The 13,920-nt window shown below is 60.4% G+C and carries 10 protein-coding genes; 5 read left to right on the top strand and 5 right to left on the bottom strand.

Annotated features, from left to right (window positions below; all coding sequences use genetic code 11):
• Positions 1 to 66 precede the first annotated feature (66 nt).
• Both motB and motA read right to left on the bottom strand, forming a co-directional pair.
• The gene (gene motB / locus AD669_RS02215; protein WP_053116759.1) at positions 67 to 1,119 is read right to left on the bottom strand and encodes a flagellar motor protein MotB; all 1,053 of its coding nucleotides are present in this window, start codon (positions 1,117 to 1,119) and stop codon (positions 67 to 69) included.
• 3 nt (positions 1,120 to 1,122) lie between these two features.
• Positions 1,123 to 1,974: a flagellar motor stator protein MotA gene (gene motA, locus AD669_RS02210; protein ID WP_053116758.1), complete on the bottom strand. Its 852-nt coding sequence runs from the start codon at positions 1,972 to 1,974 to the stop codon at positions 1,123 to 1,125.
• Positions 1,975 to 2,140: 166 nt separating this feature from the next.
• Here motA and AD669_RS02205 point away from each other — a divergent pair, with 166 nt between their 5' ends.
• The 4 genes from AD669_RS02205 (at position 2,141) to AD669_RS02190 (ending at position 7,466) form a co-directional block, all read left to right on the top strand.
• Positions 2,141 to 3,679, top strand: coding sequence for an HDOD domain-containing protein (locus AD669_RS02205; RefSeq protein ID WP_053116757.1), 1,539 nt, complete (start codon positions 2,141 to 2,143; stop codon positions 3,677 to 3,679).
• 42 nt (positions 3,680 to 3,721) lie between these two features.
• The gene (gene rhdA, locus AD669_RS02200) at positions 3,722 to 4,537 is read left to right on the top strand and encodes a thiosulfate sulfurtransferase (protein ID WP_053116756.1); all 816 of its coding nucleotides are present in this window, start codon (positions 3,722 to 3,724) and stop codon (positions 4,535 to 4,537) included.
• A gap of 18 nt (positions 4,538 to 4,555) precedes the next feature.
• Entirely contained in the window at positions 4,556 to 5,416 is an 861-nt protein-coding gene (asd, locus tag AD669_RS02195) for an archaetidylserine decarboxylase (protein ID WP_053116755.1), read from the top strand.
• Between the two features lie 298 nt (positions 5,417 to 5,714).
• Positions 5,715 to 7,466 (top strand): hypothetical protein, encoded by a 1,752-nt coding sequence (locus AD669_RS02190; protein ID WP_053116754.1) that lies wholly within the window; start codon positions 5,715 to 5,717, stop codon positions 7,464 to 7,466.
• A gap of 104 nt (positions 7,467 to 7,570) precedes the next feature.
• On the opposite strand, the gene serB is transcribed toward AD669_RS02190, so the two are convergent.
• Positions 7,571 to 8,785, bottom strand: a complete 1,215-nt coding sequence (gene serB / locus AD669_RS02185) for a phosphoserine phosphatase SerB (protein WP_053116753.1) — start codon at positions 8,783 to 8,785, stop codon at positions 7,571 to 7,573.
• 134 nt (positions 8,786 to 8,919) lie between these two features.
• Between serB and AD669_RS02180 the strand changes: the two genes are divergently transcribed.
• Complete coding sequence (locus AD669_RS02180; protein ID WP_053116752.1) at positions 8,920 to 10,437, top strand: AhpA/YtjB family protein; 1,518 nt, start codon at positions 8,920 to 8,922, stop codon at positions 10,435 to 10,437.
• Positions 10,438 to 10,763: 326 nt separating this feature from the next.
• Here the strand turns inward: AD669_RS02180 and AD669_RS02175 are convergent, their stop codons facing one another.
• Together AD669_RS02175 and parC are read right to left on the bottom strand one after the other, a co-directional pair.
• The gene (locus AD669_RS02175) at positions 10,764 to 11,477 is read right to left on the bottom strand and encodes a membrane integrity-associated transporter subunit PqiC (RefSeq protein ID WP_053116751.1); all 714 of its coding nucleotides are present in this window, start codon (positions 11,475 to 11,477) and stop codon (positions 10,764 to 10,766) included.
• Positions 11,478 to 11,653: 176 nt separating this feature from the next.
• Complete coding sequence (gene parC, locus AD669_RS02170; RefSeq protein ID WP_053116750.1) at positions 11,654 to 13,918, bottom strand: DNA topoisomerase IV subunit A; 2,265 nt, start codon at positions 13,916 to 13,918, stop codon at positions 11,654 to 11,656.
• Between the last annotated feature and the right edge of the window lie 2 nt (positions 13,919 to 13,920).

Genomic DNA, 13,920 nt, shown 5'->3' with positions numbered 1-13,920 from the left:
GAAAGTGTGTCCGATCGTCGCTAGCGGGCACAAAAAAGCCGACATCACTGTCGGCTTTTTCGTCTCTTACTGCTTCGGCGCAGGAGCCGGCGCTGGCGCCGCACTCCCCGGTTCCGCCGGTTTCGGCGCGGCGTCATCAAACAAGTTCAGCCGTTCACGCAACTCATGCGGCGGCACCGGTTGCTGATCCGCCGGCAGAGCATTCGGATCAACCGGCGTTGCCGGGGTGGCGCCGTTGTGGCTTTCATCGACTGGTTTCGCTGCGTCCGCACCTTGCGCACCCTCGATCGCTTCCTGGGCCTTTTTGGTCAGGACGACGATGTCGATGCGGCGGTTGACCGGGTTGAACGGGTTTTCCCGGTCGAACAACGCCGAAGAGGCATAACCGACGACCCGCGCCACTTGCGCCTCCGGATAGCTCCCCGCCACCAGTGCACGACGTGCAGCGTTGGCGCGGTTGGCCGACAGCTCCCAGTTACCGAAATCGCCAGTGCCCGTGTACGGCTTGGCGTCGGTGTGGCCGCTGATGCTGATTTTGTTCGGCACCGCTTTGATGGTGTCGGCCATGGCCAGCAGGATGTCTTCGAAGTACGGCTTCAGGCGTGCAGAGCCTGAGTCGAACATCGGCCGGTTTTCGGCGTCCATGATCTGGATGCGCAAGCCGTTCGGGGTGATTTCGAAGAGGATCTGATCCTTGAATTTCTGCAGTTGCGGGTTCTCGTCGACCTTGTTTTGCAGTTCTTGCAGGAGCAGTTCCAGGCGTTCTTTCTCGACCTGCTCGGCCATGCCTTCGACCTGTTCGGTGTCGACGGTGACCTTGTCTGGTTGCGGCTGGGATTTCACCTCAGGGTTGAGGGTGTTTTCCGGCGCCAGGGTCGGCGTGCCGCCCAAGTCGATGATGTACGGCGTGCCGCTTTCGGAGAAGCCGACCGGGTCTTTGAAATAACCGGCGATGGCGATCTTCTGCTCGGGTGTGGCGGTGGACAACAGCCACAACACGAGGAAGAACGCCATCATCGCCGTCGCAAAGTCGGCGAAGGCGATTTTCCACGCCCCGCCGTGATGCCCACCGGCTATGCGCTTGACGCGCTTGATGATAATCGGCTGATTATTTTCCATGACTTAGCGACCGCGAACCGCTTGTTCCAGCTCGGCGAAGCTTGGACGGTGCGCCGGGTACAGAACCTTGCGCCCGAACTCCACTGCCAGCGATGGCGGCATGCCGGAAGCCGAAGCCACCAGCGAGGCCTTGATGGCTTCGTAAACGTTCAGCTCTTCCTTGGCATCGTGGGCCAGCGAATGCGCCAGCGGGCCGAAGAAACCGTACGCCGCGAGAATACCGAAGAAGGTACCGACCAGTGCCGCACCGACGTGCAGACCGATGGATTTCTGATCGCCTTCACCCAGCGAAGCCATGGTCACTACGATACCGAGTACCGCCGCAACAATACCGAAACCCGGCATGGCGTCGGCGATACCGTTCACCGCGTGGGATGGGTGTTCGAGGTCTTCTTTAAGGCTGTACAGTTCCATGTCGAACAAGCCTTCCAGCTCGTGCGGGGCCATGTTGCCGGACGACATGATGCGCAGGTAATCGCAGATGAACGCGGTCATGCGTTCGTCTTTGAGCACGGCCGGGTACTTGGCGAAGATCGGGCTCGCGGCGGCATCTTCGATGTCGCCCTCGATGGCCATCATGCCTTCGCGGCGGCTCTTGTTGAGGATCTCGTAGATCAGACCCAGCACTTCCAGATAGAACGTGTGGGTGAAGCGCGAACTGAACATGCTCAGGGATTTCTTGAGCACGTGCATCGTCATGTAGCCGGGGTTGGCCTGCAGGAACGCACCGAGTGCCGCGCCACCGATAATCAACACCTCGAAAGGCTGGATCAGGGCGGCAATTTTGCCGTGGGAAAGCACGTATCCGCCGAGCACGCTCGCGAATACGACGATGATGCCGATAATTTTAGCCATAGGTAGAAAGTACTTATTTAAGTCGGGTTCAAGGTCATATTCGGAAGTTAAAAAATCTCTTCTTCTACTTATCGGCAAAACTGCGCCAGACTATAGCCAGTTCAGGCGAAAAGCCAATTTAGCCCATGCCGGGCGCGTCTAAAGCAGATGAAGATCCCGTCCAGACATGGCTAATGAAACGAACGTCCCACACGCAAAACCGACCACCCTCGAAGGCTGGGTCAAGCTGCTCGACAGCGTTCGCCTGCCCGTGCCGCAAGAGGCACACGACAAGGTCTGTCGCGCGATCCGTGATAACCGCAGCTCGCTGCGCGACATCGCCGATTTGATGCAGGACAGCCCGGCGCTGGCCTTGAGCATCATCCGTGAGGCCAATCGTCACACCCACGGCAACATGGGCACGCCGGCAGAAAATCTGGAAGTGGCGATCAACCGTCTCGGCCTCGCCCGCACCGAAGAATTGCTCGCGCGCCTGCCAGCCGAACCGCAGATGCAAATCCCCAAGGCCCTGCGCCAATTGCAGATGATCAGCCAGCATGCGACGCAACAGGCCAATGGCTTTTTCGCCAGTCGCCTGGCGCGGCTGTGGCAGGACATTCATTGGGGCAGCCTGTTGTTTCTGTCGCCGCTGTGGCCACTGGCGCTGACTTATCCACAGTTGCTCGAAGAGTGGGAGCTGCGGGTTATCCACAAGGGCGAGTCGGCGCGCACCGTCGAAAAGCAATTGTTCGGCGTGCGCCTGCTGCGGATCGCGGAAGCGCTGGTTGCGGTCTGGCACCTGCCGATCTGGGTGCAGCAAGGCTATAAATTGCTGCTCAGCGAACAGCGTGAACTGGTCAAAGTGCTGCGCATCGCCCGCGACAGCGAACACCCGCTGCGCCAGCAAAATCGCCTCGACGATGACCCGACCCTGCGCCGCTGGCTCAATCAACCGGCCAACACCGTGCTGCTGGCCAACGGTCTGGCGCTGTCGGCGCAACAGGCCTGGGACAGTCCGCACAGTGAACGCTGGCAGTACCTGACCAGCCTATATCTGCAGATTTCCATGGACGAGGTGCAGCAACAGTTGCACCAACAAGCCGCGAACAGTGCCCGGCAACATGCGATGCCTGATTTGTGGCACCCGGCGGTTTCGCTGTTGTGGCCGTGGGGCACTCGTCGTTTACCCGCCGGGATGTTGCCCGCCGCCGCGCCGACCTCTGAAGATTTGAGCCAGTGGCGTAAGCAATGCGCCGAACTGCTGGCCGAGCCGAGCCGTTTCACCAATGCCATGAGCCTGACCGTCGCCGCCCGCGATGCGCTGGTGGCCAGCGGCATGCGCCGGGTGATGGTCCTGATGGCTGACCGCACGCAATCCAATCTGCGCGTGAATCAAACCTTCGGCCTGCCGAAAGAAGCGGCAGCGCTGAATTTTGTCGTCAGCCAGAGCAGCGTCCTGCAACGTTTACTCGCGCAACAGGCGCAGGTGCGGATCAACCCGGACAACAACGCACAATTTTCCGCGTTGCTGCCATCGGGCCTGCGCACGCTGTTTCGCGGTGAGCATTTGTTCCTGCGTTCATTGGTCAACAATGGCCGGGTGATCATGATCGTCGTCGCCGATCAGGGCGGCGGGCCGTTTGCCGACATCACCGTACAGGCCTTTGGCAAAACCGCGCAGTGCATCGAAAAAGCCCTGCACAGCTTTAGCAGCCGTGGCCGATGAGGCTGCGCTACAATCCTCCCCTTTGTGCTCTGGAGACCTCGCATGTCTGACTTCTCTGGCTTGCCGCTCGTCATCGAACCGAGCGACCTGCTGCCTCGGCTTGAGTCTGAAGAGCTGATTCTGGTGGATCTGACCAGTGCCGCCCGCTACACCGAGGGACATCTCCCCGGCGCGCGCTTTGTCGACCCCAAGCGTACCCAGCTCGGCCAGCCGCCGGCGCCGGGTTTGCTGCCGGCCAAAGCCGATCTGGAAGCATTGTTCGGCGAGCTGGGCCATCGCAAGGGCGCGGTCTACGTGGTTTACGACGACGAGGGCGGCGGCTGGGCCGGGCGCTTCATCTGGTTGCTCGACGTGATCGGTCACCACAAGTACCACTATATAGACGGTGGTTTGCCGGCGTGGCTGGCGGATGGCATGCCGATGTCGATTCAAGTGCCGGCAGCCGTCGGCGGCCCACTGCCGTTGACCCTGCACGACGAGCCGACCGCGACCCGTGAATACCTGCAAAGCCGTCTCGGGGCTGCCGATCTGGCGATCTGGGATGCGCGCGGGCCGCTGGAATACTCCGGCGAGAAAGTGCTGGCCGCCAAGGCCGGGCACATTCCCGGCGCGGTCAATTTCGAATGGACGGCGGGCATGGACAAGGCGCGTCAGCTGCGAATTCGTACTGACATGCCGCAGATCCTCGAAGACCTCGGGATCACCAAGGACAAAGAAATCATTACCCACTGCCAGACCCATCACCGGTCGGGCTTCACTTATCTGGTGGCCAAATCCCTCGGTTATCCGCGGGTCAAAGGCTACGCCGGTTCCTGGGGCGAATGGGGCAACCACCCTGACACGCCAGTCGAGATTTAAGGTTTTTAAGGACAACTAATGAAAGAGCGTCTGTTTATCCTCAGCCAGTACCTGCTGCCTCATCACCTGCTGTCGCGCCTGGCCGGCTGCGTTGCCGAGTGCCGCGTGCGCTGGTTCAAAAATGCGTTCACCCAGTGGTTCGCCAAGCGTTATCAAGTCGACATGTCGCAAGCGCTGGTGGAAGACCTGACCGCTTACGAGCACTTCAACGCCTTCTTCACCCGCGCCCTGAAAGACGGCGCGCGTCCGCTGGACGAAACTCCGGGCGCGATCCTCAGCCCGGCCGACGGTGCGGTCAGCCAGCTCGGCCCGATCGAACACGGTCGCGTGTTCCAGGCCAAGGGCCACAGCTTCAGTGTGCTGGAACTGCTCGGCGGTGATGCGGCCAATGCGGCACCGTTCATGGGCGGCGACTTCGCCACTATTTACCTGTCGCCGAAGGACTACCACCGCGTGCACATGCCGCTGGCCGGCACCCTGCGCGAGATGGTCTATATCCCGGGCCGGATTTTCTCGGTGAATCAGACCACCGCTGAAAACGTGCCGGAACTGTTCGCTCGCAACGAGCGTGTGGCGTGCATTTTCGACACCGAGCGCGGCCCGATGGCGGTGGTGCTGGTCGGCGCGATGATCGTCGCTTCGATTGAAACCGTGTGGGCCGGTCTGGTCACGCCGCCGAAGCGCGAGCTGAAAACCTTCCGCTACGACGAAGCCGCGCGTGCGCCGATTCATCTGGAGAAAGGTGCTGAACTGGGCCGCTTCAAACTGGGTTCGACCGCGATCGTGCTGTTCGGGCCGGATCAGGTGAAATGGGCTGAAGAACTGGTTGCCGGTTCGCCGGTGCAGATGGGCCAAGGCCTGGCACTGCCAAACGCCTGATTCCAGAAACACGCAATCCCTGTAGGAGCTGCCGCAGGCTGCGATCTTTTGATCCTGGTTTTAAGATCAAAAGATCGCAGCCTGCGGCAGCTCCTACACGTTGTTATGTGTGCATGTTGATCGTTCCCACGCTCTGCGTGGGAATGCAGCCGTGGACGCTCCGCGTCCGAAGATCAAAAGATCGTCCGATCGCGGCCCGAGCCTGCGGCAGCTCCTACACGTCGTTATGTGTGCATCGTCAATGACGAAGCGTTGAGGCAGAACACCCGCTCGCTTATTTGCTGCTATGGTTTTTGGCATGAGCCAGACCATCTCTCCCCCACAGCTGCGCGCCCCGACCCCGAGTCAGCCGCGCCTGTCATTTTGCGAAGCCACTCCGCGCGACCTCAAGCGCTGGATCGCCGGCCTGCCCAAGGCCAACATTGGCGAAACCGCCCGCCAGTTGTATCAAGGCCTCGGCGAACTCAACCAATTACTCACCCCCAGCGACAATCGTCTGCACCTGCTCGAATTGCTGCGGCCCGAGGTGTATTTCGTCTGTCAGCATCTGGAGCGACATTTCCTGCATCAGGCGATCATGCTCGATGAGCGTTCGCGCAAGATCAGCAATCTGTGTCAGGCCCTGCAAAGTCATCTGGCGATCGGTTACAAACAGATCGTTCTGCGGATTACGCCGAAGTACAGCAAGGATCGTGCAGCACTGCTCGGTTTGGCGTTGCAGCGCGCGGCGCATGCGTTGAAGGGCCAACTGGTTCGCGCAACCCAGCTATACAGTCCGCCGCCAGAGCATTTGTGGTTTGAACTGCATCAGCTCTATCGCATCGCGTGTGAATTGCAGCTGCAACAGCGGCGCGTGCATGACGATCTGGCCAGCCTGACCACGGAGCTGAGCCTCGAACAAACCTACATCGCCGCCCTGCTCCTCGGCAGCGCGCGCTGCAATCAACTGCGCCAGAACCAGATCGCCCGCCTTGCCGAAGTGCTTGAACCATGGAGCGCCCTGCTCAAGCTGCACCCCGGTACGTCCGACGACGGCCTGTTTGCGATCAGCGCCGAACTCGATATCGGCCCGCGTTACCGCAGCATGTTTCGCAGTGAGCAGCGCGCCGGTATGCTCGGCTTCGATCCGCAACGGCTGGTGAATACCCTCGAAGCGCATTTGCTGCATCAGGACACGTCCAAGCCTTTGCCCGTCCCGACCGGACTGAGTTTCGACACGCTGCAACATTTACACGCGACGTGGGGCGAAGCGGCCGAGCGCAGTTTTCAGCGCACCGTCGGCCAAGGCAATCTTACCGTGTGCGTGGGCATGAGCGCCCTGCACTTCTACCTTGGCGGCGAGCGCAGTTTCAGCGACATGCTCAAACATCCCGGCGCCCGCGCAGCGAATTTCAGCCACGCCGTGGTTCAAGGTGAAAAGGACAGCTGGAGCCAGGCCTTCGATGCGGCGCCACAGAATAACGAGGAGTTTTTGCCCTACGAAGAAATCCAGTACGACCACCTCGGCGAAGACGAAAGCAGCGCCGACGCCGCACCGCACTATCCGACTTATGCATTGCCCGTGATCAATCACAGCCCCGGCGGCTACTGTTTAGGCTGGCCGAAAGAAGTCCCCGCCGAGTTGCAGGCCGGGGAAATGCTCGGGATTCAGGACAGCGTCAGTCTGGGCTGGAGCATCGCGGTGATTCGCTGGATTCGTCAGGTGCGCGGCGGCGGCACACAAATGGGCATTGAACTGGTGGCGCCACACGCCCAGCCCTGCGGCTTGCAACTGGTGCGTTCGCGGGACGATCACAGCCAGTATTTGCGTGGATTATTGCTGCCGGAGATCAGCGCGATCGACGTGCCCGCGACACTGCTCGCGCCGCGCCTGCCGTTTCAGGAAGGCAGCAAAGTGCTAATCAACACCCACGGCGAAGAACACCGCGCCGGGCTGGATCGGCGGGTGGCGAGTACGCACAGTTTTAATCAGTTCGCTTACCGCTCGCTGGAAGCCGCGCAGAATGGCGGGAGCGAGGAGGATTTTGATTCGTTGTGGAAGTCACTCTAGACCGAGGCGCGGCCTTCGCGAGCAAGCCCGCTCCCACTTTTGAAATGCATTCCAATGTGGGAGCGGGCTTGCTCGCGAAGAGGCCAGCTCAGACAGCAAAAATCTTAAAGCTGCCCATCACGATCACGGAAGCCCAGCAAATACAGCACACCATCCAGACCCAACGTCGAAATCGCCTGCTTCGCCGATTGCTTCACCAACGGCTTGGCGCGGAAGGCTACACCCAGCCCGGCAATCGCCAGCATCGGCAGATCGTTCGCGCCATCGCCCACGGCAATGGTCTGCTCCAGACGCAAACCTTCTTTATGCGCCAACTCTTTCAGCAAATCAGCCTTACGCTGCGCATCAACAATCGGCTCGATCGCCACGCCGGTGCACTTGCCGTCGACCACCTCCAGTTCGTTGGCGAACACGTAGTCGATGCCTAGTTTGGCCTGCAATTGCTTGGCGAAATAGGTGAAGCCGCCAGACAGAATGGCGGTCTTGTAGCCCAAACGCTTGAGCTCGGCGAACAACGTTTCCGCGCCTTCGGTCAGACGCAACGACGCGCCGATCGAATCAAGCACGCTGACGTCGAGGCCTTTGAGCAGCGCCAGACGTTCTTTGAAACTTGCGCGGAAATCCAGCTCGCCGGACATCGCCCGTTCGGTAATGGCCGACACTTGCTCGCCGACACCGGCAGCCTTGGCCAGCTCATCGATCACTTCGGCTTCGATCAGCGTCGAGTCCATGTCGAACACGGCCAGACGACGGTTGCGACGGAACAGCGAGTCTTCCTGGAAAGCGATGTCGACGTTCAGCTCTTGCGCGACGCTGAGGAATTCGGCGCGCAGAGCCTGCGGATCGGCCGCTTCGCCACGCACGGAAAACTCGATGCAGCCCTTGCCCTTGTCCGCAGGCGTGTCCAGCGGCATACGACCCGACAGACGGTCGATGTGGTCGATGTTCAAACCGTATTTAGCAGTGATCGAGCTGACGGCCTGCAATTGGCCGGCGGTCACCTTGCGGGTCAGCAAGGTCACGATGTGGCGTTTTTTGCCCTGGTTGCCCACCCATTGCTGGTAATCCTCTTCGGACACCGGGGTGAAGCGCACCTGCTGGTCGAGCTCGTAGCCCTTGAACAGAATGTCCTTGAGCACGGATTTGCCTTGCTCGGAGTCGGGAATTTCAACCAGGATGCCGAACGACAGGGTGTCGTGGATCACCGCCTGACCGATATCGAGAATGTTCACACCACCTTGTGCCAGAACACCGGTAATGGCTGCCGTCAGACCCGGACGGTCGACCCCCGTGATGTTAATCAGGACGATTTCGCGCAACGCGCACCCCCGCAACTGGAAAAAAACCGCATTCTACCCACTTTCAGTGACCATCGGGCACCGTCAGCGCTTTGCCGGTCTAGGGCCTGTCGCTATACTGCGCGTCAACTTCACGGACAAAAGAGCCGAGCTCAGTGAACCGGCCCACGCCAGTTAAAACCGATAACTTCTTCCTGCTGATCTTCCGTGCACTGCGCCACCGCCGTGTACCGATTGCATTGCGCATTGCCAGCCATAACGTGATCCTGGTCGCTCTGGCCCTGGTGATCTATGCCGGCGTGATGGGTTTGCAATTCAAGCAGGCCATGCACCAGCAGGCCGATGCGCTGGGCGAAAGCCTGACCACGCAGACCGCGACCTCTGCCACGGAGCTGTTGGTGTCCAACGACATCCTCAGCCTCAACGTGCTGCTCAACAACCTGACCAAGAACAAACTGGTGGCCCACGCGGCGATCTACAGCGTGGATAACCGCATCCTCGCCGAGTCCGGTCAGCGGCCCAAGCACAGCCTGTTGGGCGAAGCCGAAGGCATGTACGAGAGCAAGATCACGTTCCAGGACGTGACCGCCGGGCAACTGCGCATCAGCCTCGACATGGATCAGTTCCAGCAGCCGATGACCATCAGCCTGCAAAGCATGGGCATTCTCAGCGGGATTCTGTTGGCACTGTCGCTGGCCCTGAGCCTGCGCATTGGCCGTAATTTGTCGACGCCACTGCTGCAATTGCGCGTGTGGCTGCGCAACATCGATGAATTCACGCCGGGCACGGATCGTCAGGACGAGATCGGCGATCTGGCGCGTCAACTGCACGCCAACTACGCCCCGGAACCAGCGCCCGTGCCTGAACCGGAACCCGAGCCGGAATTCGAAGAAGAGGACGACGAGCCCGAGTTCGAAGTGCGCAACCTGCGCGATCCGAGCTTCGACGAAACCCGTCCGATGGCCGCTCAGAAACCGGCGCCACGCCACGTCGTCAGCACCGTTGAAGACGATGAAGACGACGACGCGTTTGCCGATCTGCGCGACGAATCGCTCGATGCAGCACCGCAACCGGTCGTGCGCAAAGCCACGCCGAGCGTGCCGCAACACAGTGCGGTGCTCGCCGTGCAGCTGGGTTCGCAGGAACAACTGCGTCGCCTGCCGCGTGCGCGTCTGGAAGAATTGCTGGAACGTTATCGCGACTGTCTCGATCAGGCGGCTTCGTTGTATCAGGGTGAAATCGAAACCTTGAACGACGGCAGCACGCTGATGCTGTTCCACACCGAAGACAGCGGCGATGATTACCTGACCAACGCGATCTGCTGCGGCGAGCTGCTGCGCGCGCTGGGCCATCAGTTGCAGATTGAAGTCGCGGACAGCGGCATCACCCTGCAATTGCAGTTGGGCCTGACCTTGGGCGATGAGCTGTTTGGGTTGAGCCAGATCGATCTGCTGCTGACGGATTCGGCGCAGGATGCTTTGGCCCTGTCGCAGCACAGCCGCAATCTGCTGCTGGTGGAACGCAAGATTGGTGACGACGCGCTGATCCGCCAACGCGCGCGAATCCGCCCGATCGCCAGCCCTGAGGGGGCTTGCTGTGTGGAGCGGTTGATGGAGCCTTATCCGTCGATGCTGGAACGGCAACTGGCGCGGATGCATGAGCGTCGGGCTTAAGCCTTCGGCCTGAAACACAGAAGCCCGCAGACGAGTGATTGTCTGCGGGCTTTTTTGTGGATGACTGAAAAGCCCCTCACCCTAGCCCTCTCCCAAAGGGAGAGGGGACTGATTGGGGGATATTGCAGAGCTGCACCGACTTGAACGCCCAGCTGTGAATCCATAATCGCCAAGCGCTTGCAGGTCGACGTATGACGCCAGACACCTCGGTCAGTCCCCTCTCCCTCCGGGAGAGGGTTAGGGTGAGGGGCTTTTGATCTTGCCTACCAAACCCCAGACACAACAAAGCCCGCACAAGGCGGGCTCTGTTTTAACTCGATCCAGCGTCAGAAGCGGAACACTTCCATATCCGTCCGAATCGGCGAAGCCATCGGAATCTTCGGCTGCTTATCCGCGTCCGCCGCCGGCGCTGCCGGTTTCGGTGCCGATTTACGCGGCGCTTCAGCCACTGGAGGCTGATTAGCCAACGGTTTCAGCGCCACCGACAACTGCTCGGCCAGACGCTGCAACAGAATCCCCTGCGCCTGAACCTGCGAAGCCGTACTGCCTGCATGCAGCTCTTGCAGATGAATGATGCGGTTATCACGCACCTGACCACGACGGTCAATCAAACGCCACTGCGCATCAAGGATCGCCGGTTGTTTAACGCCGGAGTCCAGACGCGTAATGGTCAGCAACACCTGCACATCCGGGGTAAACCCGCTGGTGGCCGGTGCCAGCACCACACGTTGGCTGTCGAGGTGACCCGCGACCTGACGCATCAACAACTGATCGATATCCGACGAAAGGCTGCCGGCCCAACGACCATCGGTCGCCGCTTGCAGGCTGCCGTCGGGTTGACGTTGCAGCAGTGTTTCACGTTGCAGGTAATCGGCGACGACTACCGGGCCCAGCAGAACCGCCATGCCCGCGCTTTGCGCAGGCTGAACCGGACTTCCGCTGTCCAGTTGATACAGCGACACCGGCTGGTGAACGCTGCAACCCGCCAGGCCAAGAACGCCGGCGAGCAACAAAATAAGTGGAAGGCGTAGCGCAGTCATCATCCCGTCCAGGTGGCCGCCACAAGGCTGACCACAGTGAAAATACTCAATAAATATGAAGAACGCTCGGCCACGCCGGCGCTTGAAAGGCCATATCATCCGTGAATATGCGTTCCGACTCCAGCGCCAAAGCGTCGATCTACGCGTTAAATCGTGGATCGACGCGTCTAGGACGCTTAATTGAGGTTTTCGACGAGCAGCGCATCCACTCTCTGGAAGCCCCTAGGTAGCTTATTGCCACGACGTCCACGCTCACCTTTGTAGTGTTCGAGGTCGTCGGCCTTCAGCGACAGAGTCCGTTTTCCGGCCTGCAATACCAACGTGGCGCCTTCCGGAATGACGGCGATGTCCGTGACATATTCTTCGCGACTGGCCACACGTTCACCGGAAATACCGATGATCTTGTTGCCTTTGCCCTTCCCTAATTGTGGCAGATCGCTGATCTTGAAGATCAGCAGGCGACCTTCGGTCGTGACCGAGGCCAGCCAGTTGTGCTCACGATCAGCCACTGGACGTGGCGCGATGACTTTGGCGTTGTTCGGCAGGCTCAACAGGGCTTTACCGGCCTTGTTCTTGGCTTGCAGGTCTTCGCCTTTCACGACGAAACCGTAACCGGCGTCGGAGGCGATCACGTACAACGCGTCGTCTTCCGGCATCAGCACGCATTCAAACGAGGCGCCCGGTGGCGGCGTCAGACGGCCGGTCAACGGTTCGCCCTGGCCACGCGCCGACGGCAACGTGTGCGCGGCGACCGAATAGCTGCGGCCGGTGGAGTCAATCACCACGGCAGACTGGTTGGAACGCCCCGCCGCCGAGGTCTTGAAGCCGTCGCCGGCCTTGTATGACAGGCCGGTCGCGTCGATGTCGTGACCTTTGGCCGAACGGATCCAGCCTTTTTCCGACAGCACAACGGTGACTTTCTCGTTCGGCAGCAGATCATGCTCGGTCAACGCTTTGGCTTCGCTGCGCTCGACGATTGGCGAACGACGGTCGTCGCCATAGGTTTCGGCGTCCTTGATCAGCTCGGTGCGCACCAGTTTCTTCAACTTGGCTTCGCTGCCCAGCAACGCTTGCAGCTTGGCTTGTTCCTTGAGCAGTTCGTCCTGCTCGTCGCGCAGCTTCATCTCTTCCAGTCGCGCCAACTGACGCAGACGGGTGTCGAGAATGTAGTCGGCCTGAATCTCGCTGAGGGCGAAACGCTCGATCAGCTTGGCTTTCGGGTGTTCCTCGGTACGGATGATGTGGATCACTTCATCCAGATTGAGGTAGGCAATCAACAAACCGTCCAACAGGTGCAGACGACGCTCGACTTTATCGAGGCGGAATTGCAGGCGGCGACGCACGGTCTGCACGCGGAATTCCAGCCATTCGACCAGCAAGGCGCGGAGGTTTTTCAGTTGCGGTTTGCCGTCCAGACCGATGATGTTGACGTTGACCCGGTAGGTCGACTCCAGCTCGGTGCTGGCGAACAGGTGCTGCATCAGCGCGTCGTGATCAACGCGGCTGTTGACCGGAATGATGACGATGCGGCACGGGTTTTCGTGGTCGGATTCGTCACGCAGGTCAGCGATCTGCGGCGCTTTCGACGGTTTCGCCTGCATCAGCGCGGCGATCTGCTCCAGCACTTTCGCACCGGAAACTTGGTGCGGCAGCGCGGTAACGATGATGTCGCCATCCTCGACGTGGTACACGGCGCGCATGCGCACCGAGCCCTTGCCGGTTTCGTACATTTTCAGCAGGTCGGCGCGCGGCGTGATGATTTCCGCTTCGGTCGGATAGTCCGGGCCCTGAATATGCTCGCAGAGCTGTTCGACGGTGGCTTTCGGCTCATCGAGCAGACGCACGCAAGCAGTGGCGACTTCGCGCAGGTTGTGCGGCGGCACATCGGTGGCCATGCCCACGGCGATGCCGGTGGTACCGTTGAGCAGAATGTTCGGCAGGCGCGCCGGCAGCACCAACGGTTCCTGCAGGGTGCCGTCGAAGTTCGGGCCCCAGTCTGCAGTGCCTTGGCCCAGTTCGCTGAGCAGCACTTCGGAATAACGCGACAGGCGCGCTTCGGTGTAACGCATGGCGGCGAAGGACTTCGGATCGTCCGGCGCACCCCAGTTACCCTGGCCGTCGACCAGCGTGTAGCGATAGCTGAACGGCTGGGCCATCAGCACCATCGCTTCGTAGCACGCCGAGTCACCGTGCGGGTGAAACTTACCGAGCACGTCACCGACGGTACGCGCCGATTTCTTGTGCTTGGAATCGGCGTCCAGGCCCAACTCGCTCATCGCATAAATGATGCGACGCTGTACCGGTTTCAGACCGTCGCCGATATGCGGCAGCGCACGGTCCATGATCACGTACATGGAGTAGTTGAGGTAGGCACTTTCGGTGAAGTCAGCCAGCGACCGGCGTTCTACACCGTCCAGGCTGAGATCAAGGGGATTGCTCATGC

The sequence above is a fragment of the Pseudomonas sp. P1.31 genome, from assembly GCF_001269815.1.
In the GTDB taxonomy this organism is placed as follows: Bacteria; Pseudomonadota; Gammaproteobacteria; order Pseudomonadales; family Pseudomonadaceae; genus Aquipseudomonas; species Aquipseudomonas rustica.
Note: the sequence above shows the minus strand (reverse complement) of the source record. Positions and strands in the feature narration are given on the sequence as shown.